This is a genomic window from Janibacter cremeus, assembly GCF_013409205.1.
In the GTDB taxonomy this organism is placed as follows: Bacteria; Actinomycetota; Actinomycetes; order Actinomycetales; family Dermatophilaceae; genus Janibacter; species Janibacter cremeus.
In genome coordinates, this window is sequence record NZ_JACCAE010000001.1 from 157,421 (window position 1) to 182,309 (window position 24,889).

At 69.9% G+C, this 24,889-nt stretch carries 22 protein-coding genes; 7 read left to right on the forward strand and 15 right to left on the reverse strand.

What is annotated here, in order from left to right:
• Window positions 1-31: 31 nt before the first annotated feature.
• The 5 genes from BJY20_RS00780 to BJY20_RS00800 all read left to right on the forward strand — a co-directional run bounded on the left by BJY20_RS00780 (window position 32) and on the right by BJY20_RS00800 (window position 6,412).
• Window positions 32-610 (forward strand): DUF3000 domain-containing protein, encoded by a 579-nt coding sequence (locus tag BJY20_RS00780; RefSeq protein ID WP_343062725.1) that lies wholly within the window; start codon window positions 32-34, stop codon window positions 608-610.
• Window positions 607-1,842, forward strand: a complete 1,236-nt coding sequence (locus BJY20_RS00785) for an HRDC domain-containing protein (RefSeq protein WP_246297076.1) — start codon at window positions 607-609, stop codon at window positions 1,840-1,842. The genes BJY20_RS00780 and BJY20_RS00785 overlap by 4 nt, the downstream gene beginning before the upstream one ends.
• Before the next feature lie 161 nt (window positions 1,843-2,003).
• On the forward strand, window positions 2,004-3,545 hold the full coding sequence (locus tag BJY20_RS00790) for a helix-turn-helix domain-containing protein (RefSeq protein WP_185989774.1): 1,542 nt from the start codon (window positions 2,004-2,006) through the stop codon (window positions 3,543-3,545).
• A gap of 186 nt (window positions 3,546-3,731) precedes the next feature.
• Window positions 3,732-4,514: a 3-hydroxybutyrate dehydrogenase gene (locus BJY20_RS00795; RefSeq protein WP_185989775.1), complete on the forward strand. Its 783-nt coding sequence runs from the start codon at window positions 3,732-3,734 to the stop codon at window positions 4,512-4,514.
• 23 nt (window positions 4,515-4,537) lie between these two features.
• Complete coding sequence (locus tag BJY20_RS00800) at window positions 4,538-6,412, forward strand: helix-turn-helix domain-containing protein (RefSeq protein ID WP_185989776.1); 1,875 nt, start codon at window positions 4,538-4,540, stop codon at window positions 6,410-6,412.
• A gap of 12 nt (window positions 6,413-6,424) precedes the next feature.
• On the opposite strand, the gene BJY20_RS00805 is transcribed toward BJY20_RS00800, so the two are convergent.
• The 11 genes from BJY20_RS00805 to BJY20_RS00855 form a co-directional block, all read right to left on the reverse strand.
• Window positions 6,425-7,381: an alpha/beta hydrolase gene (locus BJY20_RS00805; RefSeq protein WP_185989777.1), complete on the reverse strand. Its 957-nt coding sequence runs from the start codon at window positions 7,379-7,381 to the stop codon at window positions 6,425-6,427.
• On the reverse strand, window positions 7,378-8,412 hold the full coding sequence (locus BJY20_RS00810; RefSeq protein WP_185989778.1) for a branched-chain amino acid ABC transporter permease: 1,035 nt from the start codon (window positions 8,410-8,412) through the stop codon (window positions 7,378-7,380). The genes BJY20_RS00805 and BJY20_RS00810 overlap by 4 nt, the downstream gene beginning before the upstream one ends.
• Complete coding sequence (locus tag BJY20_RS00815) at window positions 8,409-9,293, reverse strand: branched-chain amino acid ABC transporter permease (protein ID WP_185989779.1); 885 nt, start codon at window positions 9,291-9,293, stop codon at window positions 8,409-8,411. The genes BJY20_RS00810 and BJY20_RS00815 overlap by 4 nt, the downstream gene beginning before the upstream one ends.
• The gene (locus BJY20_RS00820; protein WP_185992390.1) at window positions 9,290-9,991 is read right to left on the reverse strand and encodes an ABC transporter ATP-binding protein; all 702 of its coding nucleotides are present in this window, start codon (window positions 9,989-9,991) and stop codon (window positions 9,290-9,292) included. Before BJY20_RS00820 ends, BJY20_RS00815 begins: the two co-directional genes overlap by 4 nt.
• Window positions 9,992-10,080: 89 nt before the next feature.
• On the reverse strand, window positions 10,081-10,815 hold the full coding sequence (locus BJY20_RS00825) for an ATP-binding cassette domain-containing protein (protein WP_185989780.1): 735 nt from the start codon (window positions 10,813-10,815) through the stop codon (window positions 10,081-10,083).
• Window positions 10,812-12,008 carry a substrate-binding domain-containing protein gene (locus BJY20_RS00830; protein WP_185989781.1) on the reverse strand — a complete coding sequence of 399 codons (1,197 nt, stop codon included), beginning with the start codon at window positions 12,006-12,008 and terminating at the stop codon, window positions 10,812-10,814. The genes BJY20_RS00825 and BJY20_RS00830 overlap by 4 nt, the downstream gene beginning before the upstream one ends.
• Window positions 12,009-12,174: 166 nt before the next feature.
• Window positions 12,175-14,037 (reverse strand): 1-deoxy-D-xylulose-5-phosphate synthase, encoded by a 1,863-nt coding sequence (gene dxs, locus BJY20_RS00835; protein WP_185989782.1) that lies wholly within the window; start codon window positions 14,035-14,037, stop codon window positions 12,175-12,177.
• Between the two features lie 87 nt (window positions 14,038-14,124).
• The gene (locus tag BJY20_RS15755) at window positions 14,125-14,568 is read right to left on the reverse strand and encodes a hypothetical protein (protein ID WP_246297077.1); all 444 of its coding nucleotides are present in this window, start codon (window positions 14,566-14,568) and stop codon (window positions 14,125-14,127) included.
• A 202-nt stretch (window positions 14,569-14,770) separates the two neighbouring features.
• A complete protein-coding gene (locus BJY20_RS00845; protein ID WP_185989783.1) occupies window positions 14,771-17,572 on the reverse strand; it encodes an aconitate hydratase AcnA in 2,802 nt (933 codons plus the stop codon).
• A 122-nt stretch (window positions 17,573-17,694) separates the two neighbouring features.
• Entirely contained in the window at window positions 17,695-19,020 is a 1,326-nt protein-coding gene (locus tag BJY20_RS00850) for a class I SAM-dependent RNA methyltransferase (protein ID WP_185989784.1), read from the reverse strand.
• Window positions 19,017-21,023 (reverse strand): amino acid permease, encoded by a 2,007-nt coding sequence (locus tag BJY20_RS00855; RefSeq protein ID WP_185989785.1) that lies wholly within the window; start codon window positions 21,021-21,023, stop codon window positions 19,017-19,019. Before BJY20_RS00855 ends, BJY20_RS00850 begins: the two co-directional genes overlap by 4 nt.
• 43 nt (window positions 21,024-21,066) lie before the next feature.
• Here BJY20_RS00855 and BJY20_RS00860 point away from each other — a divergent pair, with 43 nt between their 5' ends.
• Both BJY20_RS00860 and BJY20_RS00865 read left to right on the forward strand, forming a co-directional pair.
• Window positions 21,067-21,732: an NAD-binding protein gene (locus tag BJY20_RS00860; RefSeq protein ID WP_185989786.1), complete on the forward strand. Its 666-nt coding sequence runs from the start codon at window positions 21,067-21,069 to the stop codon at window positions 21,730-21,732.
• Window positions 21,733-21,735: 3 nt separating this feature from the next.
• On the forward strand, window positions 21,736-22,422 hold the full coding sequence (locus tag BJY20_RS00865) for a potassium channel family protein (RefSeq protein ID WP_185989787.1): 687 nt from the start codon (window positions 21,736-21,738) through the stop codon (window positions 22,420-22,422).
• A 119-nt stretch (window positions 22,423-22,541) separates the two neighbouring features.
• Here the strand turns inward: BJY20_RS00865 and BJY20_RS00870 are convergent, their stop codons facing one another.
• Genes BJY20_RS00870 through dut form a run of 4 tightly spaced genes read right to left on the reverse strand, consistent with a single transcriptional unit; the run spans window position 22,542 to window position 24,886 of the window.
• The gene (locus BJY20_RS00870; RefSeq protein WP_343062726.1) at window positions 22,542-23,270 is read right to left on the reverse strand and encodes a DUF3159 domain-containing protein; all 729 of its coding nucleotides are present in this window, start codon (window positions 23,268-23,270) and stop codon (window positions 22,542-22,544) included.
• On the reverse strand, window positions 23,263-23,625 hold the full coding sequence (locus BJY20_RS00875; RefSeq protein WP_185989788.1) for an OB-fold nucleic acid binding domain-containing protein: 363 nt from the start codon (window positions 23,623-23,625) through the stop codon (window positions 23,263-23,265). Before BJY20_RS00875 ends, BJY20_RS00870 begins: the two co-directional genes overlap by 8 nt.
• Window positions 23,625-24,410: a DUF3710 domain-containing protein gene (locus BJY20_RS00880; RefSeq protein ID WP_185989789.1), complete on the reverse strand. Its 786-nt coding sequence runs from the start codon at window positions 24,408-24,410 to the stop codon at window positions 23,625-23,627. Before BJY20_RS00880 ends, BJY20_RS00875 begins: the two co-directional genes overlap by 1 nt.
• Window positions 24,407-24,886, reverse strand: coding sequence for a dUTP diphosphatase (gene dut, locus BJY20_RS00885; protein WP_185989790.1), 480 nt, complete (start codon window positions 24,884-24,886; stop codon window positions 24,407-24,409). The genes BJY20_RS00880 and dut overlap by 4 nt, the downstream gene beginning before the upstream one ends.
• Between the last annotated feature and the right edge of the window lie 3 nt (window positions 24,887-24,889).

Genomic DNA, 24,889 nt, shown 5'->3' on the forward strand with positions numbered 1-24,889 from the left:
CACACCGGCCCCGGCGACCTACCCTCACAGGGTGGCATCCCAGATCTCCGGCGCACCGTCGTCCGACTTCGATCACGCCCTGCGCAGCGTGCACGACGCTCGGCTGCGCCCGGAGGTGCGCCTGACCGAGGTCCCGGCGCCCACCCGACTCGCACCCCATGCAGTGGCGATGACCGCCGACATCGTCGATGCCTCGGACGGCGAGGACGTCGCAACGGGTCGCTTCGTGTTGCTGCACGACCCGGACGAACCCGAGCCGTGGAGCGGCGCCTGGCGGGTGGTCACCTTCGCCAGGGCCGAGCTCGAGGCAGAGGTCGCCGGCGACCCGATGCTCGGCGCAGTCGGCTGGTCGTGGCTCACCGACGCGCTCGAGGCGCACGGGATCGAGGCCCGCAACCTCGCCGGGACCGTCACCCACGTCGTGTCGGAGTCCTTCGGCGACCTCGATGACCGCGAGCAGAGCGTCGAGATGGAGATCCGCGCCTCGTGGAGCCCCGCCGACGCAGAGGCCGGTACACACTTGTCCGCATGGGTGGACATGCTGGGGACGGTCGGCGGGTTGCCCCCGCTGCCCGACGGGGTCGTCGCGCTACCGGGTCGGCGCCGTTGAGCCCGGGACCGGCGAAGGGCGGGAACGAGGAATCCACGACGGCACCTCTCCCACTCCTCAGCGAACCCGTCGAGGGCGTCCCCGAGGTCATCACGCGCGAGTCGGAGCTGATCGAGTGCGCGGACGCGATCGCGTCGGGCTTCGGGCCCGTCGCCCTCGATGCCGAGCGCGCCTCCGGCTACCGCTACGGCCAGGCCGCCTACCTGGTGCAGTTGCGGCGGGAGGGCGCAGGCACCTGGCTGATCGACCCGGTCTTCCTGCCCGACATGGAGCCCCTCGACCAGGCGATCGGGACCGGCGAGTGGATCCTGCACGCGGCCACCCAGGACCTCACCTGCCTGCGTGAGGTCGGGCTGGTGCCACGACAGATCTTCGACACCGAGCTCGGCGCGCGACTGCTCGGTCTGCCCCGGGTGGGGCTGGCCTCCGTCATCGAGCACTACCTCGGGATCTCCCTGGCCAAGGAGCACTCCGCCGTGGACTGGTCCACGCGACCGCTGCCGGAGCCTTGGCTGCGCTACGCGGCCCTGGACGTTGAGGTGCTCACCGAGGTGCGCAACCTCATGGGCGCCGACCTCGCTGCCCAGGACAAGTCGGAGTGGGCCCGACAGGAGTTCGCCTCCCTGCTGGACTGGCGACCGGTCCAGCGCCAGGACCCGTGGCGACGCACCTCGGGCCTGCACAAGATCCGCCAACCCCGCGTCCTGGCCACCGTGCGCGAGCTGTGGTGGGAGCGCGACCGGATCGCCCGTGACCGCGACACCTCGCCCGGGCGGGTCATCCCCGACACGGTCCTGGTCGACATCGCGCAGGCGGCCCCGGCCGCTCCGGGCGACCTGCCCCGCGGGCACCGGGCCATCCAGCGCAACCAGCGCGCGTGGCTCGCCGCCGTCGAGCGTGCCCGGGACCTGTCCGACGACGAGCTGCCACCCGCGACGGTGAAGTCCGACGGCCCTCCGCCCCAGCGCTCGTGGGCCAACCGCGACCCACTCGCCGCAGAGCGGCTGACGGCAACCCGTGCCGCCCTCACCTTCTTTGCCGATGAGCGCACGATACCGATCGAGAACGTCTGCTCCCCCGATCCGCTGCGCCGCGTCGTGTGGCGCCCACCGACCGAGCGCAGCGTCGAGGGCTTCGAGGCGGCGCTGGCCGAGCGCGGCGTGCGCCCGTGGCAGCAGGAGATCGTCGCGCCGTTGCTCGTCGCGGCCTTCGAGGACCACCCGGACGCGTAGGCGCTGATCATCAGTCTCCGACGTGCACGAAGGGGACTCCCGGCAACCGGCACCCCACGATCTCCGGGCAATCTGCACCTGGCGTCCCTGTTGTGCACGACTGCGACACGCGCGGCACCCCCAACCTGCATGTAACTCATATATGAGTTACGGTTGAAGGCATGTCTGATGACTACCTCGTCCGTATCGGAACGACCATCAAGGAGGCGCGTCACCGCGCCGGCCTGTCCCAGTCCGACCTCGCCACTCGCCTCGAGACGAGTCAGAGTGCGGTCACCCGCATCGAGGCCGGGGGCCAGAACCTCACCCTGGACAGCCTCGCCCGCATCAGCGAGGCCCTTGACACCGAGCTCGTCGCGCTGACGCGCACCCCCAGCTCCGGCGCGGTCCACCTCAAGGTGGAAGGTGGCCGTCAGCTGTCCGGTGCCATCGACGTCAAGACCAGCAAGAACGCCGCCGTGGCGCTGCTGTGCGCATCCCTGCTCAACAAGGGCACGACGACCCTGCGCAACCTCGCCCGCATCGAGGAGGTCAACCGTCTCCTGGAGGTCCTCGACTCCATCGGTGTCCGGACCCGCTGGCTGCCGAACAGCTCCGACCTGGAGATCGTCCCGCCGGCCAAGCTCAACCTCGAGGCCATGGACGAGGCAGCCGCCCGGCGCACCCGCAGCGTCATCATGTTCCTCGGCCCCCTGCTGCACGAGTTCCACGACTTCCGCCTGCCCTACGCCGGTGGCTGCGACCTCGGGACCCGCACGGTCGAGCCACACATGACCACGCTGACCCACTTCGGTCTCGACGTGCAGGCAACCCAGGGCTGGTACGAGGCGCAGGTCGCCGCCCAGGACGGCACGGACCGCGCGATCATCCTCACCGAGCGCGGCGACACCGTCACCGAGAACGCCCTCATGGCCGCCTCCCGCCACCCCGGACGCACGACCATCCGCAACGCCTCGCCGAACTACATGGTCCAGGACCTGTGCTTCTTCCTCGAGAAGCTCGGCGTCACGGTCAACGGCATCGGCACGACGACCCTCGAAGTCACCGGCTTGCGTGAGATCGACGTCGACGTGGAGTACTCCCCCAGCGAGGACCCCATCGAGGCGATGAGCCTCATCGCCGCAGCCGTGGTCACCGAGTCCGAGATCACGATCAGGCGCTGCCCGATCGAGTTCCTCGAGATCGAGCTGGCCACCCTGGCCGGCATGGGCATGAAGTACACGATGAGCGAGGAGTACACGGCCCACAACGGCCGCACCCGCCTGGTCGACATCACCACGCAGGTAGGGCCCCTGCGGGCACCCATCGACAAGATCCACCCGATGCCCTTCCCCGGCCTGAACATCGACAACCTGCCCTTCTTCGCACTCATCGCCGCCTGTGCCGAGGGAACGACCCAGATCCACGACTGGGTCTACGACAACCGCGCCATCTACCTGACCGAGCTGAACAAGGTCGGTGGCAAGGTCACCCTCCTCGACCCGCACCGGGTCCTCGTCGACGGACCCAGCCGGTGGCGTACGAACGAGGTCACCTGCCCGCCGGCGCTGCGCCCCGGCGTGGTCGTCCTGCTGGCGATGCTCGCCGCGCCGGGCACGTCGTACCTGCGCAACGTCTACGTCATCCACCGCGGCTACGAGGACCTCGCCGAGCGCCTCAACGCCCTGGGCGCCAGCGTGCAGCCCTTCCGCGACATCGGCTGACCGGCCACCACGGCGAAGCCGGGCCCCACCGGATCACCGGTGGGGCCCGGTTTCGCTGTGGCGGACGTCGGTGGGCCTCCATCGCGATCCTCGTGCCATCTGCGGGTGTGTCACCACACGATGCCGATCAAACGACGTTCTGGCAGCACACTCCCGCCTCATCGGCGGGCTCGTACCTTGCTGGTCATGACAACGAATCCGAACGCCGCCCTGGTCCCCGACCTCACCGGACGGCACGCCCTGGTCACCGGTGCCGCAAGCGGGATCGGGGCAGCGTGCGCGGCAACCTTCGTTGCTGCCGGCGCGCGCGTCACGGCGGTCGATCTGGACGAAGGGGGCCTGGCCCGGCTCGGCGAGAGCCTTCCCGCGTCCTCGCTCACGTCGTACACGATGGACCTGGCCGACCTCGAGGCCCTCTCGGCCCTGCCCACGGACGTCGACGTGCTGGTGAACAACGCCGGCATCCAGCACGTCAGCCCGGTCCACGAGTTCCCGGTCGACAGGTTCGACCTCATCCACAGGTTGATGCTCCAGTCGCCCTTCCGGCTGGTCCGGTCCGTGCTGCCCCACATGTACGAGCGGGGGTGGGGCCGCGTGATCAACATCTCCAGCGTCCACGGGCTGCGCGCCAGTGCCTTCAAGTCGGCGTACGTCTCCGCGAAACACGGACTCGAGGGCTTGAGCAAGGTGGTCGCACTCGAGGGTGCCGAGCACGGGGTCACGAGCAACTGCCTCAACCCCTCGTACGTGCGCACCCCGCTGGTGGAGAAGCAGATCGCCGACCAGGCCGCCACCCACGGCATCTCCCAGGACGAGGTTCTCGGGCAGGTCATGCTCTCCCCCGTCGCTCTGAAGCGGCTCGTCGAGGTCGACGAGGTGGCAGCCATGGCGCTCTTCCTCTGCTCACCGGCCGCAACCTCGATCACCGGATCATCCCTCCCGGTGGACTGCGGCTGGACCGCGCACTGAGCCGCGTGCCTAGGATCACTGCCATGGCGCGCGAGGAGGATGACCCCATCGACCAGGTGACCCGGCTGCTCGAACTGCTGGCCTCGGACGCATCGATGGCCCGCCTGGCGGCGTCGCCGGCGCCCGATGGGATCAAGGACCTGGTGATGCGTGTCAGTGGCACCCGCGACGAGCACCGACGTCGAGAGTCAGCCCAGACGGCCCTGCTGGACATCGCTCGTGAGCTGGCCTCGGAGGTCGACCCGGCCACCGTCCTGGAAGCCATCGTGCGACGTGCCCGCACCCTGCTGGGCACCGACCTGACCTACCTCACCCTCTACGACCCGCAGGCCGGGGACACCTTCATGCGGGTGACCGACGGGTCGGTGTCCGCGGAGTTCCAGTCACTTCGCCTCGAGCTCGGGGACGGCCTCGGTGGGCTCGTCGCTTCCACCCACAAGCCCTACTGGACGGCCGACTACTCCGCGGACCAGCGCTTCAGCCACACCTCGGCGATCGACAGCGGGGTCAGCGACGAGGGAATCGTCGCCATCTGCGGCACACCGTTGATCGTCGAGTCACACTTCGTCGGCGTGCTCTTCGCCGCCAACCGCAGCCCTCGCCCCTTCTCCCGCTCCGAGGTGGGGCTGCTCGGCAACCTCGCCGCACTCGCTGCCGTTGCGATCGTGCAGACCCGCGCCCTGGCCGAGGCCCAGACCGCCTTGTCCGCGCTGTCCGAGGCCCACGAGATGGTCCGGCAACAAGCCCTGGGGGTCGAGCGGGCCGCAGCCGCGCACGACCGCTTCGCCTCGGTCGTTCTCGAGGGCGGCGGCGTCAGCGACGTCACTCGTGCGCTCGTCGAGCTGCTCGGCGGCTGGGTCGTCCTCGTCGACGACGCGGGTGAGCGGCGCAGCGCATTCGGACCCGCACCGGACCCCGCAGACGGCGGGGCCGACGCGGACCCGATCGTGCAGCTGTCGGTCGTCGACCGCGCCCGCCACGAGATCGGCAGGCTCGTCGAGGACGACGGCATCCACGCCATCGGGGTCATCGCCGCCCGGGAACAGCTCGGCACCCTCGTCGTGAGTGCCCCGCGAACCCTGGAGGACGCGGACCAGCGCACCGTCGAGCGGGCCGCCGTCGTCACCGCCCTCGTCCTGCTCTTCGAGCGGCAGGCCGACGAAGCCCGACAGAGCGCACGCCACCGCATCGTCACCGACCTCCTCGCTGCACGTGGTGGCCACGAAGACCGCACCGCCTACCTGCGTGATGCGGGCCTGGATCCCCGCTCGCCCGTGTGCCTGCTGGTCGTCCGGGGCGCGGGCCCGACACAGCTGCGGTCCCGGGCCCTGACCGTGAGCACGGTCCTGGGCGAGCGCTCCCTCGTGGGGACCCACGACGACGAGATCGTCGCGCTGGCGCCGGGAGAGGACGCGGATGCCCTCGCCCGATCACTGGCCGGCCGCATGGCGAAGGGCGCATCGGTCACCGTCGGCTGCAGCGGCCCGATCCGCGATGTCGACGACCTGCCGGCCGCCCATGATGAGGCGGCGCGCACGGCCCGTGCCCTGATCGCCCTCGGCCGCTCCGGTACCGGCGCCGCGGCGACCGAGCTCGGCTTCGCCGGACTGATCGTCGGCTCGAATCCGGATGTGCAGGAGTACGTCACGACCGTCCTGGGGCCGGTGCTGCGCTACGACCTGGACCACGGTAGCGATCTCGTCGGTACCCTCGCTGCCTACTTCGCCGCCGGGTCGAGCCCACGGCACGCCGCCACCTCCCTGCACGTGCACGTCAACACCGTTGCCCAGCGTCTGGGCCGGATCAGCGCGCTGCTGGGCGAGCACTGGCAGCGCCCGGAGCAGGCGCTGGAGATCCAGCTGGCGCTACGGCTGAGGCGGCTCCTGGACGACTCCTGAGGGGCTGGCGATCTAGGCGATCTCCCGGCCCGCCGGGTCCACCGCCAGACCCCGGTCGATGGCGTCCACGACACTGGTGAGTCCCTCGCCCGTGAGGATCACGTCGTAGTGGTTGGCGTCGACGCCGTGGACGGCCAGCTGGTCGGGCAGGTCCAGAGCGGCCAGCCGCCCTTCGTCGTACAGCCCCTGGGGCTCGTCCAGCAAGCCCCGACGGGCCCACACCAGCTCCACGGGAACGCCCGCTGCCACCGCTCGCCCGGCTGCGGAGTGGGTGTCCTCGTCGACGAGGACGTCCCGACCATCGCGGCGGACGGCATCGAGGATGCACGAGCTCATCACTGCCCCGGGGGTGTCCGTTGCCGGTACGAGGTCGTGGTCGAGGTAGCGCCGCACCGACTCGGCGGCCGGACTGCCGGAGAGCAGGGGCCCGACGGCCGGGTGCTCTGCCCAGAAGTCCTGGTGGGCCGACTCGTCCTCCCAGCGCATCGACAACCGGTCCATGGCCGGGCCGATGACGGCGGCCAGAGCGGCGTCCACGTCCAGGCCGGGTGGCGGGGGGAAGGCCAGACCCCCGTCGACGAGGACGACCGAGCGGTACAGCCGCGGGTGCTCGGCCGCTGCGAGTGCCGCGATGAAGCCGCCCATCGAGTGACCGACGATCACCGGGTTCACGCCGAAGGCCCCGACGACCGTGGTCAGGTCGGCGACGTGTGCTGCCAGCCCGTACGGCCCCGGCGCCTCGCGGCTCGCCCCGCGCCCCCGCAGGTCCGGGGCCAGGACACGCACCGCCCCGGGACCGTGACGACGGTGCAGCTCCTCGGCGACCTGGCGGAAGGAGAGGCCGTTCGCGGTGATCCCGTGCACGGCCAGCACCACGGGTACCCCGGGGTCGGCCGTGCCGATGGTCAGGTCGTGGATGGCCAGACTTCCGACGGGCAGCTCGATGACGAAGGACGGATCGGTGGTCATGCGCGTTCCTTTCGCAGTGCTCGCACCGCGAGGCCGGTGATCCCCTGGGGTGCGAAGTAGACGATGATCACGAACAGCGAACCGAGGATGAACAGCGGCTCGCCGAGGAGACGCCCGATGAGGTCGGGCAGGGAGGAGACCAACGATGATCCACTCAGCTCGATCAGGCGCGCGTCCGCGTAGTGGTAGACGAAACCGCCCACGACGGCGCCCCACAACCGCCCGGCCCCCCCGAGGACGACCATGACCAGTAGCGCGAGCGTGAACTCCGCCGTCGCCAGGTGTGGGCTGGAGCCACCGAGGACGATTGCGTGCACGACGCCACCGAGGCCACCGAGGAAGGCACCCACCACGATGGCCAGCAGCTTCACTCGGTAGACGGTGAAACCAAGGACCGCTGCGCGGGCCTCGTTCTCCCGCACGGCAGCCATGGCGTGCCCGGCACGTGAACGCGCGAGCAACGCGACCAGCACCCACGCCAGCACGACGAAGCCCAGGGCGAGCCAGTACCGGTAGGACGCATTCTGTACGCCGATGAGGATGGACGGGATGGCCGCGCGGTTGAGGACCAGACCCTCCTCACCACCGGTGAGGTCGCCCGGGTTGCGCAGGATGATGATCGAGCCGGCCTGGGCGAAGGCGAGGGTCACCATGGCGAAAGCGATCCCGCCGACCCGTAGCGCGATACCGCCGACGACGAGTGCCAACAGGGTCGTCAGGCCGAGGGAGACGACGATCGCCAGCGGCAGCGGCAGCGACCACGTCGACAGCGAGATCGTCAGCAGGTAGCTGCCGGCGGAGATGAAGAGTGCGTGACCGAAGCTGAGCAGGCCGGTGCGTCCGAAGATCACGTCGTAGCTCAGCGCGAACCCGGCGAAGATGAAGCAGACCGCGAGCAGTTGCAGCGATCCGGGGCCGTTGACCCGTCCCGGCAGGATGCCGGGGATGGTCACCGATATGTAGGGCAGGACAGCGAGGACGACCAGGACGACCACACCGGGAAGGACCTTGAGCACCGTCTTGGCACTCATGCGTGACCACCCTTCATCGAGGCCGGGCGAAGGAGCAGGACGATCGCCAGCAGCAGGACGACCGACAGGTCACCGGCTCCGCTCGCGGCGTAGTAGTTGGCCATCTGCTGCACCAGACCGACTGCCACGGCCGCGACGGCGGTGCCCACGAGGGAGCCCATCCCACCGATGACGACGACGATGAAGGCGTAGATCAGCAGGGAGCCACCTTGGGCCGGGGAGACCGCGCCCACGTACTGGGAGTACAGGATCCCGGCCAACGCGGCGGCCGCTCCTCCCATGGCGAAGACGATGGTGAAGGTGCTGCGCACGTTGATACCCAAGGCCTCGACCATGGTGCGGTTCTCCACGCCGGCCCGGATGATCAGGCCCAGTCGGGTGTAGCGCAGCAGTGCGAGCAACCCGAGGAAGAGGGCGAGTGCCACGGCGACGAAGACCAGCCGGTCGTTGGGCAGGAGTGCGCCACCGAGCTCGGTCGTCGTCGACATCCACTCGGGGGACTCCATGGGCTTGGGGTCGGCGCTCCACACGGCCTGTGCCACGGCGACCGCCGCGAGCGAGAGACCGACGGTGACGAGCACCTGCTGGATGTGGTGCTTGTAGAGCGGTCGGATCAGGGTCACCTCGACCACCGCCCCGATCAGCGCCCCGACGACCAGCGCGGCGAGGATGGCCAGGAGCAGGCGCAGGGTCACCGACATGCTGTCCGGGAGTCGGCGCATGACCTCCCAGCCGGCATAGGAGCCGGCCATCATGAAGGCGCTGTGGGCGAAGTTCAGCACCCCCATGAGCCCGTAGATGAGGCTGAGGCCGCTGGCCGCGAGGAAGTACAGCGCGCCCAGACCCAGGCCGGTCACGAGGATGAGGGTGAACTCGTTCATGCTGCTCCCTCCCGTCGCATGGCGACCCCGAGCAGCTCGCGGGTCAGCTCCTGGTCGGCGATGAGGTCAGCGGCTGATCCGGTGTGCACGACCCGGCCGGCATCGATGACGACGACCGTGTCGGCGATGCGGCGCACGAGTGGCAGGTTCTGCTCGACCAGGAGGATCGGTGTGCTCCGGGCGACCTCGGCGAGCACGTCGGCCACCTCGGTGACGAGCTTGGGTGCCAATCCCTTCGTCGGCTCGTCGACGAGCAGCAGCCGGTTGTCGCGCAGCAGGACCCGCGCGAGCGAGACCATTTGCTGCTGACCGCCCGAGAGCGTGCCGGCGCGCTGCGCGCGTCGGGGGACGAGGTCGGGAAACAGTCGCTGGACGATGGGCGTGTCGGTGCCCAGATCGGGCTCGACCAGACGGAGGTTCTCCTCGACGGTCAGCCCCCCGAAGACCTCGCGGTCCTCGGGGACGTATCCGACACCATCACGCACGATCTTCGTCGTCGCACGGTTCTGGATGGTCTTGCCGTCCAGGGTGATCGTGCCGGTTCGCGGGGCCAGACCAAGGATCGCCTTGAGCGTCGTGGTCTTGCCGACGCCGTTGCGTCCCAGGAGTGCGGTCACGCCGGTGGCCGGTACCTCGAAGTCGAGACCTTGGAGGATGTGCGAACCACCGAACCTCACGTGCAGGTCCGCTACCGTCAGGACCGGCCCGGCCCCTGTGGCAGCAGCCGGGACGCTGGCGGTGGCGCCGTCGCCGGCCTCCCCCGTTGCGGCGGTGGTGTCGTCGTCGTTCACAGTGCTTCTCCCAGGTAGGCCTGTTGCACACGGTCGTCGGAGGTGACCTCGCTCGGGCTGCCGATGGCCAGCAGCTGCCCGTGGTGGAGGACGGCCACCCGGTCGGCCAGACCGAGCACCACGTGCATGTGGTGCTCGACCATCGCCACCGCGACCCCGCTGTCACGGACCTCGCCGATGATCTCGGTGAGACCGTCGACGTCCTCGGCGGACACCCCTGCCATCGGCTCGTCGAGCAGGAGCACCGACGGCTGCGAGGCCAAGGCCATCGCAAGCTCCAGCTTGCGGCGGTCCCCGTGCGAGAGGTCCCGGGCCATGGTCTCCCCCTTGCCCGGCATGCGGACCCGCGCGAGCAGGAGCTCGATCGTCTCGGCGCCCGTGCCGCTGGCGGCGCGGAACGGCGAGAAGGGGGCCGCCCCGGCTGCCTGGATCGCCAGTCGCACATTCTCCCGGGCGCTCAGCCCGTCGAAGAGTGCCGATGTCTGGAACGAGCGGGCGAGCCCTTGGCGTGCCCGCCGGGTGGAGCTCAGGCGCGTGACGTCCTCGTCCTTCAGGGTCACCCGCCCCTGCGTGGGGCGGGTGACACCGGAGAGGATGTTCACCAGTGATGACTTCCCGGCGCCGTTGGGGCCGATGATGCCGAGCAGCTCACCGGCCCCGACCTCGAGACTGATCTCCTCGAGGATGCGAGCTCCCCCGATGCGCCACCCGATCCCGGTGGCGGCGATCACTCGAACTCGGAGACGGGCGGAGCCACGTCTGCCGGGTCGACGGTCTCGCCGAGGACGGGCACGAACTCCTCGCCGTCCTTCTCCAAGGAGACGGTGAACATCGGCTGCAGGACCGCGTGGTCCTCGGCGCGGATCTCCATCTCACCCTTGGGGCCCTCGAACGTCCACCCCTCGAGCGCGTCGATCATCGCGTTGGTGTCGCCCTCGCCCTCCTTGAGTGCCTGGACGATCATCTGCGCGGCGACGAATCCGTCGTTGCTGAACAGGTCGACCTCCTCGCCGTTCTCCTCCAGGCCGCTGGAGAGCGCCGTGTAGGCCTCGTTGTCTGCAGCACCCTTGAAGAAGTGGGACAGGAAGTCGATCTTGGTGCCGGCCTCGCCGAACAGGGAGTGGGTGGCCTTGATGTCCAGGCCGGTCACGACCTTCGTGGTGTCGAAGACGCCCTGCTGCGAGAGGGTTCCCCACATCGACGTGGCGTTCTCGCCCGCCCAGGCGACAAAGAGCAGGTCGGGTGACTGGCTCTTGATCTTCGTGGCGAAGGGGGTGAAGTCCTTGGCCGCGGCCGGCGCCTCGATCGCGGTGACCTCGGCCCCCTTCTCCCCCAGGACGCCCTTGACGGCGTCGATGTTGGCCGTACCGAAGGCACTGTCCTGGGCCAGGACCGTGACCTTCTTGCCGTCGACGTCACCGAGCATGGTGCCCGCCGTGGCGACGTCCTGGTAGGTCTGGCGGCCCGACCGGAAGGTGTACTCGTTCAGCCCGGTGACCCCGTCCGTGGCGGCGGGACCGGAGATGAAGAGGGTCTCGTTGTCCTTGGCGAGCGGAGCCACCTGCAGCGCCACACCCGAGGAGGTGGAGCCGGCGATGATGTCGCTGCCCTGGCCGATGAGAGTGGTCGCGGCCGACACGGCCTTCGACGGGTCACCGGCGTCGTCCTTCTCGCTGATCTCGATCTCACGGCCATCGACCTCGCCGGTGCCGTCGGTGGCGTAGTCGAGGCCGACGTCGAAGGCCGCCTTGTACTGCGCACCGTAGGGAGCGAGCGGACCCGACTTGCTGTAGACGAGACCGACCTGGAAGGGGTCCTCGCTCCCGCCGTCGTCCCCACCCCCACTGGCCTCGCCGGGGGTGCCGCACGCCGCCAAGGACAGGCTCAGGGCCGTACCCGTCAGGATGATCCAACGCTTCGTCATGGGATGACCTCCACCTTCGGCGAGCGCTCGCGCCTTTGCTGCAACGAGAACCGTTGACGCCCAACCGTTGCCGAGAAGGTAACCCGGGCACGGGTGAGGGGGGGTGGTCCGGCGCCCCATATTCGACACCAGCGCATGTCCCACCAGGACACACCCGGGCCGAGGGTTACATCTGGGTGCGCAGTCGCTCCACGATCGGCTCGGGGGTCAGTCCGGCCGCCTCGAGGACCTGACCACGGGAGGCGTGCCCGAGAAACTCCTTGGGTAGGCCGAAGCGGTGCACCGGTACGGCCACGCCCGCGTCCTCGAGGGCACGGGAGACCTCTGCCCCGACACCGCCGGCGACATTGTTGTCCTCGATGACCGCGACGCGGCCGGCACGGCGGGCGAGCTCGACGACGCCGTCGGGCACGGGCAGCACCCAGCGAGGGTCGACGACGAGCGCGTCGTGCCCCTCGGCCCCGAGCTTCTCCGCCACGGTCGTCGCGGTGCCCGCCATGGAACCCACGGAGACGATGAGCACCTCGGGGTCGCTCTCGTGGTCGCCGGCCAGCACGTCCAGACCGTCGGTGGTCGCGATCGCCTCGAGCGGCTCGGCGACACTGCCCTTGGGGAATCGGATGACGGTGGGCCCATCGTCGACGTCGACCGCCTCACGCAGGGCACGACGGATCTGCTGCCCGTCCCGGGGCGCAGCCAGACGCAGTCCGGGCACGATGGACACCAGGGACATGTCCCACATGCCGTGGTGGCTCGCGCCGTCCGGCCCGGTGACCCCCGCGCGGTCGAGGACGAAGGTCACCCCCGCCTTGTGCATCGCGCAGTCCATGAGCAGCTGGTCGAAGGCGCGGTTGAGGAAGGTGGCGTAGATGGCGAGGACCGGGTGCATGCCGGAGAAGGCCAGGCCCGCGGCCATCGTCGTGGCGTGCTGCTCGGCGATACCGACGTCGATGATCCGCTCCGGGTAGGCATCGGCGAAGGGCTTCAGGCCCACCGGCATCATCATCGCCGCGGTGATCGCGACGATGTCGTTGCGCTCGCGACCGAGGTCGAGCATCTCGTCGCTGAACTCGTCGGTCCACGATCGTCCGGCGATCTCCAGCGGCAGGCCGGTCTCGGGGTTGATCTTGCCGACGGTGTGGAACTGGTCGGCGACATCGTTGCAGGCGTGGTCGTAACCGCGGCCCTTCTGCGTGATGACGTGCACGAGCACCGGACCACCGAAGGACTTCGCCCGGCGCAGCGCCTGCTCGACGCTGGCCTCGTCATGACCATCGACGGGACCGACGTACTTGATGCCCAGGTCCTCGAACATGCCCTGGGGTGCCCAGAAGTCCTTGGCTCCCTTCTTCATCGAGTGGAAGGCCTGGTAGGCCGTCCGGCCGACGAAGGGGGTCCGGTGCAGCGTCTCCTTGCCCCAGTCGAGCACCTGCTCGTACTGGCGGTTGGTCCGCAGCATCGCCAGATGGTCGGCGAGCCCGCCGATCGTCGGGGAGTAGGAGCGCTCGTTGTCGTTGACGACGATGACGAGGGGGAGGTTCTTGTTGGCGGCGATGTTGTTCAGCGCCTCCCAGGCCATGCCGCCGGTCAGGGCCCCGTCACCGATGACCGCGACGGCGTGCCGGTCCTCGCCACGCAGGTGGTATCCCCGGGCGATGCCCTCCGCCCATGACAAGGAGGTCGAGGCGTGACTGTTCTCCACGACGTCGTGCTCGGACTCGTCACGGCTCGGGTAACCGGACAGGCCACCGCGGGTGCGTAGCCCCTCGAAGTCCTGTCGCCCGGTGAGCAACTTGTGCACGTAGGACTGGTGACCGGTGTCGAAGACGACGGTGTCGTTCGGTGAGTCGAAGACCCGGTGGATCGCCAGAGTCAGCTCGACGACACCGAGGTTGGGCCCGAGGTGTCCCCCACTGCGCGAGACCCGCTCGACGAGGAAGGCTCGGATCTCCTCGGCGAGTGTCTCGAGCAGCTCGGCAGGGAGCCGCTTGAGGTCGACGGGAGAGGTGATCGTCTTCAGGACTGCCACGCTGGCGTTCCTTCCTGTGGGGACCGCCCGAGTCTACGTCCCCCGGACCGGGAGGTGTTCAGCACCGGCACCTGCACCAGTCGGGGGTCACAACCGTTCGATGAAGACATTGCCGTCGATCACCTCGCGGATCAGGGTGATCCCCCGCTGCGCCGCACGCAGGCGCAGTCCCTCCTGCTCGAGGCAGACCAGGACGGCAGTGACCGTACCGGTGGGCAACGCCTCGCCGAGGTCGATCCGCACGGTCCGGTACGCCTGGCGCATCGACTCGACCTGCGCGCTCACGTGATGGTCCGCCAGCCACGCCAGGGCGACCGGGTGACGGCGCAGCACCGCGTGACTGCGGTACTCGGGCGGGCAGAGGTCGAGCAGCCACGAGACCGCCGCGGGCTGCCACCCACGCACCCCCGGAGGCGGCACCCGGTCCGGCCAGCCGGGCGGTCCCCCCTTCGCCCGGGCCGCGGCGAAAGCCCCCGGCGACCCCGGAGCAGCAGTCCGCACCGGCGGGCTCGTGGGAGACTGATCGAACACCTGTTCGAGTCTACGGCATGATGAGCGATCTCAGGAAGGCGAGGGAGATCGATGGAGGGAGGTGGCGCGGGCAGGAGGGATGCGGCCCGGCTCAGGGAGTGAGGAACGAACGACCAAGGGCCGTATGCCTTCAGCCCGGGTCGCCGGGCACCAGAACACGACGAAGGGGCCCGCCGTAGCGGACCCCTTCGTCGTGTCACCGTCAGGCAGCGAGCGAACGCAGCACGTACTGCAGGATGCCGCCGTTGCGGTAGTAGCCCGCCTCACCGGGGGTGTCGATACGCACGACCGCATCGAAGGTCACGGTCTCGCCACCCTCCTTCGTCGCGGTGACCTTGAGGGTCTCCGGGGCCGGGCCGTCGTTCAGGGCCGTGATCCCGGAGATGTCGAAGGTCTCCGTGCCGTCCAGGCCGAGCGACTCGGCGGTCTCCCCCGAGGGGAACTGCAGCGGGATGACGCCCATGCCGATGAGGTTCGAGCGGTGGATGCGCTCGAAGGACTCGGCGATGACCGCGCCGACGCCCAGCAGGCTGGTGCCCTTGGCCGCCCAGTCGCGCGAGGACCCGGAGCCGTACTCCTTGCCGGCGAGGACGACGAGCGGGACGCCGGCCTCGATGTAGGCCTCGCTGGCCTGGAAGATCGTCGTCTGCTCCCCACCCGCCAGGAAGTTGCGGGTGAAGCCACCCTCGACGCCGTCGAGCAGCAGGTTCTTCAGCCGGATGTTGGCGAAGGTGCCGCGGACCATGACCTCGTGGTTGCCACGGCGCGAACCGTAGGAGTTGAAGTCCTTGCGGTCGATGCCGTTCTCGGTGAGGTAGACGCCGGCCGGGCTGTCGGCCTTGATCGCACCGGCCGGGCTGATGTGGTCGGTGGTGACCGAGTCGCCGAGCAGCGCGAGGACCCGGGCCCCGGAGATGTCCTCGACCGGGTCGAGCTCCATCGTCATGCCGTCGAAGAACGTGGGCTTGCGAACGTAGGTGGAGTCCTCCGCCCACTCGAAGGTGTTGCCCTCCGGGGTCTCGAGCGCGGCCCAGCGCTCGTCACCGGCGAAGACGTCGGCGTACTTCTCGGTGAACATCTCCTGGCTGACCGCGGTGTCGATCGTGCTCTGCACGTCGGCCGGGGCGGGCCAGATGTCCTGCAGGAAGACGTCCTTGCCGTCGGCGTCGACCCCCAGCGGCTCGGACTCGAAGTCGAAGTCCATCGTCCCGGCGAGCGCGTAGGCGATGACCAGCGGCGGGGAGGCCAGGTAGTTCATCTTCACGTCGGGGTTGATGCGACCTTCGAAGTTGCGGTTGCCCGAGAGGACCGAGGTGACCGCGAGGTCGTTGGCGTTCACGGCCTCGGAGACCTCCGGGATGATCGGGCCGGAGTTGCCGATGCAGGTCGTGCAGCCGTAGCCGACGAGGTGGTAACCGAGCTTCTCGAGGTAGGGCCACATGCCGGCCTTCTCGTAGTACTCGGTGACGACCTTGGAGCCGGGCGCCATGGAGGTCTTGACCCAGGGCTTGACCTGCAGGCCCCGCTCGACGGCGTTCTTCGCGAGCATCGCCGCGGCCATCATCACCGACGGGTTCGAGGTGTTGGTGCAGCTGGTGATCGAGGCGATGACGACGTGGCCGTGGTCGATGTCGACCTGCTGACCGTCCAGGGTCGCGGCGACGGGGTTGCTCGCGCGGTCACCGTTGGCCCGCATCGCGGAGTGCTCCGGGCGGCCGGCCTCCTCGGACAGCTCCTGGGCGTCGTGGCTCGGCGAGTCGGACGCCGGGAAGGTGTCGCGCAGCTCGTCGTCCACCGAGCTCTTGGTGATGCCGTGGCCGTCGACGACGTAGTTCTTCAGGTCGCCACGGAACTGCTCCTTGGCGTCGCTGACCGAGATGCGGTCCTGCGGACGCTTCGGGCCGGCGATGGAGGGGACGACCGTGGACAGGTCGAGCTCCATCTTCTCGGAGAAGCGGGGCTCGACCGCCGGGTCGAGCCACATGCCCTGCTCCTTGGCGTAGGCCTCGACGAGGGCGACCTGCTCCTCGGGGCGTCCGGTCAGGCGCAGGTACTCCAGGGTGATGTCGTCGATGGGGAACATCGCGGCGGTCGAGCCGAACTCGGGGCTCATGTTGCCGATGGTGGCGCGGTTGGCCAGCGGCACCTGGGCGACGCCCTCGCCGTAGAACTCGACGAACTTGCCGACGACACCGTGGTTGCGCAGCATCTCGGTGATCGTCAGGACGACATCGGTCGCGGTGGCGCCGGCCGGGATGGCCCCGGTCAGCTTGAAGCCGACGACGCGCGGGATGAGCATCGAGACCGGCTGGCCGAGCATCGCGGCCTCGGCCTCGATGCCGCCGACGCCCCAGCCCAGGACGCCCAGGCCGTTCTCCATCGTGGTGTGGCTGTCGGTGCCGACGCAGGTGTCGGGGTAGGCGAGGCCGTCGCGGGTCATCGTCACGCGGGCCAGGTGCTCGATGTTGACCTGGTGGACGATGCCGGTGCCCGGGGGGACGACCTTGAAGTCGTCGAAGGCCGTCTGGCCCCAGCGCAGGAACTGGTAGCGCTCGTTGTTGCGCTGGTACTCGAAGTCGACGTTGCGCTCGAAGGCGTCGTCGGAGCCGAAGACGTCGATCTGCACCGAGTGGTCGATGACCAGCTCGGCCGGAGCCAGCGGGTTGATCTTCTCGGCGTTGCCGCCGAGCTCGGCGACGGCCTCGCGCATGGTGGCGAGGTCGACGATGCACGGCACGCCGGTGAAGTCCTGCATGATCACGCGCGCCGGCGTGAACTGGATCTCGGTGCTCGGGTCGGCGTTCTCGTCCCAGGACCCGAGTGCGTTGATGTGCTCCGCGGTGACGTTCTCGCCGTCCTCGGTGCGCAGCTGGTTCTCCAGCAGCACCTTGAGGCTGTACGGGAGGTTCTTCGAGCCCTCGACCGCATCGATCCGATAGAACTCGTAGGACGAGTCACCGACGGTGAGCTGGTCCTTCGCGTTGAAGGTGTTCGCACTGGCCACAGTCGACTCCTTGAGGTAGGTATCTTGACGTCAAGATAAATCTATCACAGCCACCTCGCCACGGTGCGAGGACCCGACGCAGGGGGCACTGCTGACCACTCTCCCGCAGATCGGTCGCCACGTCACGGGCGCAGTGGCTCCTCCCGGGCCGGCTCGAAGACCGCGATGCACTCCACGTGGTGGGTCATCGGGAAGGCGTCGAGGGCGCGCAGACTCGTCAGCGTGTAGCCGAGGTCCGCCAGGTAGGCCGTGTCCCGCGCCAACGCCGCCGGGTCGCAGGCGACGTAGACCATGCGCCGGGGGCGAAGGGAGGACAGTGCCGCCACGACCCCCTTGCCCGCACCGGTGCGCGGCGGGTCGAGGACAACGACGTCCGCGCTGGGCGGGAGGAGGTCGGAGCGGGCCGGAGCACGCCGACGACCACGGCTCCGGCTCCCCTTCGGCCCCTTGCGGGGCACCCCGAGGAGATCATCGACCCGCCCCGGCACCACGAGCGCCCACGGCCGATCTGCCAGGTTGTCGCGCAGGTGCTCGGTGGCCCGGACGTCCGACTCGATCGCGATGAGCTGGCCGGACTCGCCCGTCGCCGCCGCAAGTGGCACCGAGAACAGCCCCACGCCGCAGTACAGGTCGAGCACCCGCTCCCCCGGCTCGACGCGGGCCGCGGCGAGCACCGCCTCGACGAAGACCCGCGGGGCGTCACGGTGGACCTGCCAGAATCCACGGGCGTCCACGCCCATGGCCATCGGTCCGGTCGGGACCGGCACGACCTCGGTGATCGGGATGGGGGGTGTCGCCGTCCCCACGGGCACCTCGACGACCACCGTGTCGTCCTCGCCGGAGGGCACGACGACGTCGAGGGCGGCGATCCCGTCCAGGGCGTGCGGTGCGTCCACGACCTCGGCACGGGCGTCGGCGAGCGCGGTGTCGATCTCGGGCACGGCGATCGGGCAGCCCGGCACGGGCTCGATCTCGTGGCTGCGGTGCCGACGCAGGCCGATCGTCGGGCTGTCCACGGCGAACTCCACCCGGGTGCGGTACCCGAGTCCGTCGGCGTCGTCGAGGGCTTCGACGGCCACCTCGCGCTCGATGCCGGCCAGGCGGTGGAGCTGCTCGGCGACCACCTGCCCCTTCAGCTCCCGCTGGTGGGCGGTCGACACGTGCTGGAAGTCGCACCCGCCGCACCCGCCGGGGCCGGACACGGGGCAGCGTGACGACACCCGGTGCGGCGACGCCTCGACGATCTCGACGGCGTCCGCCCGCAGGAACCGGTCACCCGGGCCCCCTTCGGTGATCCGCGCCCGCACCCGCTCACCGGGGACGGTGTGTCGCACGAAGAGCACCCGCCCCTCGTACCGGGCGACGCAGTGGCCGCCGTGGGCGATCGGACCGACCTCGACGTCCACCACGTCACCGGTCGTCAACTCGTCGGCTCCCACGTTGCTCATCCTCCTCCGCGTCGCACGTCACCGGCTGCCGGTCGGTCCAGCTTCTCCTCGGCCCCCTCGGAGCTGGCGAGCTGCCAGGGCACCGAGGCGACCATGACACCCGGGGTGAAGATCAACCGGCTGCGCAGGCGCAGTGCCGACTGGTTGTGCAGGACCTGCTCCCACCAGTGCCCCAGCACGTACTGCGGGATGTACACGACGACCAGGTCACGCGGATTGCCGGTCCGGATCGACTTCACGTGCTGCACCACGGGCCGGGTGACGTCGCGGTAGGGCGAGTCGAGTGCCGTGAGCGGCACCGGGATCCCCCGGCGGTCCCACTCGCCCTGGAGTGCCGCCGTCGTCTCGGCGTCGACATCGACCGTGATCGCCTCCAGGCTGGAAGGCCTGGTGGCCTTCGCATAGGCGATGGCGCGCAGCGTCGGCTTGTGGATCGTGCTCACCAGGACGATCGCGTGCACCCGCGACGGGAGCACCTGCTGGGAGGTGTCGTCCTCCGCCACGGACAGCTCCGTGCGCACCCGCTCGTAGTGGCGCTGGATCGCCCGCATGAGCAGGTAGAACGCGGCGATGGCGGCGATGGCGAACCCGGCGCCCTCGACGAACTTCGTCACCACGACGACGAGCAGCACCAAGCCCGACAGGACTGCGCCGACGATGTTCAGCGCCCGACGCCGCAGCATGCCTCGCCGTGAGCGCCGGTCCTTCTCCACCCCGAGGTGCCGGTTCCAGTGCCGCACCATCCCGGCCTGGCTCACCGTGAAGGAAACGAACACCCCGACGATGTACAGCTGGATCAGTCGCGTGACACTGGCGTCGTAGACGGTGATCAGCAGCGCGGCCGCCCCGGCGAGCAGCAGGATCCCGTTGGAGAAGGCCAACCGGTCACCGCGCGTGTGCAGCTGGCTGGGCAGGTACCCGTCCCGGGCGAGGATCGACCCGAGGACGGGGAAGCCGTTGAAGGCGGTGTTGGCCGCGAGCACGAGGATCAGCCCGGTGACGACCGCGACGACGAAGACCCCGGCCGGGAAGCCCTCGAACACCGCCTGCGAGACCTGACCCATGATCGTGTGCTGCACATAGTCCGCACCGACCGGCTCGCCGTCGCGCAGCAGCTGCGTGGCCGGGTCCTCGGCGATCTGCACACCGGTCCAGCGGGCCAGTGCGATCATCGCGACGAAGAGCGTGACGGCGACAGCGCCCATGAGCACCAGGGTCGACGCGGCGTTGCGGCTCTTCGGCGGCCGGAAGGCCGGCACACCGTTGCTGATGGCCTGTACGCCGGTCAGGGCCGCGCACCCGGAGGAGAAGGCCCGCAGCACCAAGAAGGCCATGGCCAAGGTGCCCAGCTGCTCGAAGCCCGGCTCGGGGGCGAGCGTGAGACCCGCGCTCTCGGCCTGCGGCAGCGTCCCCGTGGTGCGTCGTACGACGGCGACGAGGGCCATTCCGAGCACGGTGAGCATGAAGAGATAGGTGGGGATGGCGAAGGTGCGCCCGGACTCGCGGACGCCACGCAGGTTGACCGCGGTCAGTGCGGCGATGAGGACGAGGCCGGCAATCACCTCGTGCCCCTCGAGGAAGCCGAAGGCGGCGGCGGCGTTCTGCACCCCGGACGAGATCGACACCGCGACCGTGAGCACGTAGTCGACGATGAGGGCGCTGGCGACGGTCAGTCCCGCACGGGGCCCGAGGTTGGTGCTGGCGATCTCGTAGTCACCACCCCCGGACGGGTAGGCGTGCACGTTCTGCCGATAGCTCGCCACGACCACCACCATGACGACCACGACGGCGAGGGCGACCGGCCACGACCTGGTTACCGCGAGCGCGCCACCGGCCAGGCCGAGGGTCAGCAGGATCTCGTCCGGCGCGTACGCGACCGAGCTCAGTGTGTCGCTGGCGAAGACCGGCAGGGCGATGCGTTTCGGCAGCAACGTCTCGCCCAGTCGGTCGCTGCGCTTGGCGCGACCGACGACGACGCGCTTGAGAAGTTGTCCTGAAGACACCCGGCGAGTGTAGGCCGCGTGTGCCAGAGAGTAACGTCGTCATGTGCACTTCGTGATCATGGGCTGTGGCCGGGTCGGTGCGTCGTTGGCTCGCTCCTTGGAGAAGATGGGTCACGACGTCGCCGTCGTCGACCAGAACCCCGCGTCCTTCCAGCGCCTCGGCAGCGAGTTCACCGGCCGGCGCGTCGCCGGTGTGGGCTTCGACCGGGACACCCTGCTCAAGGCGGGCATCGAGGAGGCCCACGCGCTCGCGGCCGTCTCCAGCGGCGACAACTCCAACATCCTCGCCGCGCGCGTCGCCCGCGAAACCTTCGGCGTCCAGCACGTCGTCGCCCGGATCTACGACCCGGACCGGGCGCAGGTCTACCAGCGCCTGGGGATCCCGACCGTCGCCACCGTCCGGTGGACGGCCGACCAGATGCTGCGTCGCCTCCTGCCCCAGGGCCTGGCCAGCGAGATGGCCGACGCGTCCGGGCGGATCATCATCGCCGAGATGGCGGTCGACGAGAGCTGGGTGGGCGTGACGCTGTCCCGGGTCGAGCAGCTGACCGACACCCGCGTGGCCTACGTGACCCGCCTCGGTGAGGGCATGCTCCCCGGACCGCAGACGGTCCACCAGGAGGGGGACCTGCTCCACCTGGTCATCGAGCGCCCCCGTCTCGACGAGGTCGAGCGGATCCTCGACAGCCCACCCCCGAGGGAGTACTGAGCAATGCGCGTCACCATCGTCGGAGCCGGCGCCGTGGGCATGTCCATCGCCCAGGAGCTGCTCGACAACGAGCACGAGGTGCTCTTCATCGACAAGGCGACGACCGACGAGCGGATGTCCCGGCTCCCGCGGGCCGGCTGGCTCATCGGCGACGCCTGCGAGATCGCCACGCTGCAGGAGGCCGAGTTGCAGACGGGCGACGTCGTGGTCGCCGCGACCGGTGATGACAAGGCCAACCTCGTCGTCTCGCTGCTGGCCAAGACCGAGTTCGGCATCCCCCGAACGGTCGCCCGGGTGAACAACCCGAAGAACGAGTGGATGTTCGACGAGTCCTGGGGGGTGGACGTCGCCGTCTCCACACCGCGCCTGATGACCGCCCTCGTCGAGGAGGCCGTCAGTGTCGGCGACCTCGTGCGCATCTTCGACTTCCAGCAGGGCAACGCCTCGATGGCGGGCATCACCCTCCCTGCGGACAACCCCAACGTCGGTCGTCGGGTCGGGGACATCGACTTCCCGCAGGACACGCTCCTCGTAGGGATCATCCGCGACGCCCGGCCGATCGGTCCGAGCGTCGACGATGCTCTCGAGGCGCACGACGAGCTGCTCTTCATCACCACGACGGAAGCGGAACCCCACCTCGAGGCGATGATGCGCCCGGGGCAACCTGCCCGCCACCACAGCGGCGCCTGAGCACAACCGACCGGACCCGCAGTGCAGACCGAGAAGCACACGGCCCTTGGCCCTCGTTCCTCGGGCCTTGAGTCGGGCCGTATCCATCTCGGCCCGCACCGCTCCACCAGCGCGAGGAGTCAGTCGTGCGAGGTGGCCGGCTGCTGTCCGAGGTCGGTGCGGTGGACCAGCTCGTCGTCGGGGTCGATGGGCGTGTGGCCCTTGAGCAGCATCGCGCCCATGACCGCGACGGCGCCGGCCCACAGGGGCCACCCGAGCAGGATCTTGGTGATCGTCAGGCCGGCGATGTGGTCGGCCAGGTAGAGCGGACCCATGATGCCGACGCGGATGGCGTAGACGCCGACCATGACCAGGGTCAGGCGGGTGCACACGGCCACCGCCGCCGGGTTGCGACGCCACCGGAACCAGTCACCCTCGGCGACCGCCTCCTGGTCGACCGCACCGACCATCAGGCCGACGATGGGCCACCGGGCGAGCACCGACACGATCGAGCCGACGAGCCAGGCGAGCGACGTGAGGATGCCGGGCAGGAAGGCGTCCTCGGCCTGTCCCGAGCGCAGGGCGAAGAAGGCCGCGAGCGCGGTGGCGATGACCGAGCTGAGGACGAACTGCAGCGTCTGCCGTTGCACGATGCGTGCGAGTGCCAGCACGAGCGTCAGGCCGGCGGCAGCGCCCAGGGACAGGTCGCGGTCCTTCGTCGTCGCCCACACGATGACGAAGGCGAGCATCGGCATGGTCGTCTCGAGGGACCCGCGCACGCCACCGAGGGCCTCGCCGAGCCGGCGCCGGATGAGGGCCTCGACGGTGGGCTGCGCGGGCTCTGCCGTGGGGCGGGCGGATTCAGCCACGGGGCACCAGCTCGTAGGCCGGGTTGTAGATCGTCGGCACACCACCCGGCCGGCACAGCAGGCCGTGTACCTTCACGTAGGCACCGGGCTCGATCCCGGCGATGCGTCGACGGCCGAGCCAGACGAGCTGGATGGTCAGGGAGCCGTCGTCGAGCGCCGCGACCAGCGCCGGGACGGTCGCTCGCGGCCGCAGGGTGACGGCGGCGATCGCGCCGGCAACGGTGACGATCTCGCGGTCGGTGTCCGGCTGGACCGGTCGGCATCCGTGGGCGGTCGCTGCCTCCCGCAGCTCTCCCGCGGCGACGTCGTCGTCGGAGCGACCGAGGTCGACCAGCCGCCGCAGGAGTGTGGCCATCAGCGGACCTCGGTGATCTCGGGGCCTCGCTCGAAGGGCTTGAGGTCATCGTCGACAGGAGTCCCGTCCTCGCCGGGCCCGGCCTGCCCCTGCTCCGCGTTGGCGGGCATCGTCAGCGGGAGCATCTCGCGGGGCGCGCGGGGCTCCTCACCGCGGGTGACCACGATCGAGCGCACACACTCGTCGAACGCCGCTCGTGCCGATTCGTCGATCGCGGGAGCGCCGGAGTAGACCGCGCGCAGGAACCATCGGGGCCCGTCGACACCCGCGAAGACGGCCGGGGCGAAGACGGTGCGGCCCTGCGGTCCGGTCTGGGCGAGTCGGGTACGCAGCTCGGTACCGAAAGTGCCGTCGGTCTCCTCCACGGTGCCTCCGTTGCCGGAGATCATCTCGGTGATCTCGCCGCGGATCTCGTCCCAGATCCCGCTCGAGCGGGGCGCCGCGAAGACCTGCACCTGGACGGCGCCGTCGTCGTTGCCCAACTGCAGGCCGGACACGTCGTTGGTCTTGGCGTCCAGCTCCAGGCGCAGCTCCATGCCGGGCGCCGGTCGTACGTGCACGCACCCGAGGTCGACCATCGACCCCAGGTCGTCGACGTCGACGCTGTCCCGCGGCCCGTCGACAGCACCGACGGCGCGAGCCTCCCCGGCGGTGTCGGCGGGGGTCTCCGGCACGTCCCGGACAGCAGGATCCGCGCCGGAGACGTCCGGCTGCGACGACTGTGTCTGCGGGCTCTCGTTCGCCGTGTCCTGCGAGACCTGCTTCTTCTTCCGGCCGAACATCATCCTCGTCCTGTCGTCGACACGGGGCCGAAGCCCCCGCTGGATCCATGTCCAGTGTCCCCCCGGTCACTGCGTGGAAGCGAATCCACGGGGAGGAACTCCCCTTCACCCACCTCCTGCAGCACCAGCTGCGCGATCCGGTCCCCGACGCGCACCGTGAAGGACTCACGCGGATCCAGGTTGACCAGGTTGACCAGGATCTCCCCCCGGTACCCCGAGTCCACTGTCCCCGGCGCGTTGACGACCGAGATGCCGTGCCGGGCCGCGAGGCCGGATCGTGGGTGGACCAGCCCGACCCACCCCCGGGGCAGCGCGAGGCTGACCCCCGTGGGCACGAGGGCGCGTTCGCCCGGGGCGAGGACCATCTCGGCGACCGAGGTCAGGTCCGCGCCCGCATCGCCCTCCTTGGCGTAGGTGGGCAGGACGGCGTTCCGGTGCACGAGGTGCACCGGTACGCGAGGTCGGGCGGTGTCAGACACCGG

Coding starts and splice junctions, on each gene's coding strand:
- BJY20_RS00850 (WP_185989784.1), bottom strand. CDS start 19,020: ATGAGCAACGTGGGAGCCGACGAGTTGACGACCGGTGACGTGGTGGAC.
- BJY20_RS00790 (WP_185989774.1), top strand. CDS start 2,004: ATGTCTGATGACTACCTCGTCCGTATCGGAACGACCATCAAGGAGGCG.
- BJY20_RS00875 (WP_185989788.1), bottom strand. CDS start 23,625: ATGGCCACACTCCTGCGGCGGCTGGTCGACCTCGGTCGCTCCGACGAC.
- BJY20_RS00815 (WP_185989779.1), bottom strand. CDS start 9,293: ATGAACGAGTTCACCCTCATCCTCGTGACCGGCCTGGGTCTGGGCGCG.
- BJY20_RS00830 (WP_185989781.1), bottom strand. CDS start 12,008: ATGACGAAGCGTTGGATCATCCTGACGGGTACGGCCCTGAGCCTGTCC.
- BJY20_RS00800 (WP_185989776.1), top strand. CDS start 4,538: ATGGCGCGCGAGGAGGATGACCCCATCGACCAGGTGACCCGGCTGCTC.
- BJY20_RS00865 (WP_185989787.1), top strand. CDS start 21,736: ATGCGCGTCACCATCGTCGGAGCCGGCGCCGTGGGCATGTCCATCGCC.
- BJY20_RS00810 (WP_185989778.1), bottom strand. CDS start 8,412: ATGAGTGCCAAGACGGTGCTCAAGGTCCTTCCCGGTGTGGTCGTCCTG.
- BJY20_RS00795 (WP_185989775.1), top strand. CDS start 3,732: ATGACAACGAATCCGAACGCCGCCCTGGTCCCCGACCTCACCGGACGG.
- BJY20_RS00805 (WP_185989777.1), bottom strand. CDS start 7,381: ATGACCACCGATCCGTCCTTCGTCATCGAGCTGCCCGTCGGAAGTCTG.
- BJY20_RS00880 (WP_185989789.1), bottom strand. CDS start 24,410: ATGATGTTCGGCCGGAAGAAGAAGCAGGTCTCGCAGGACACGGCGAAC.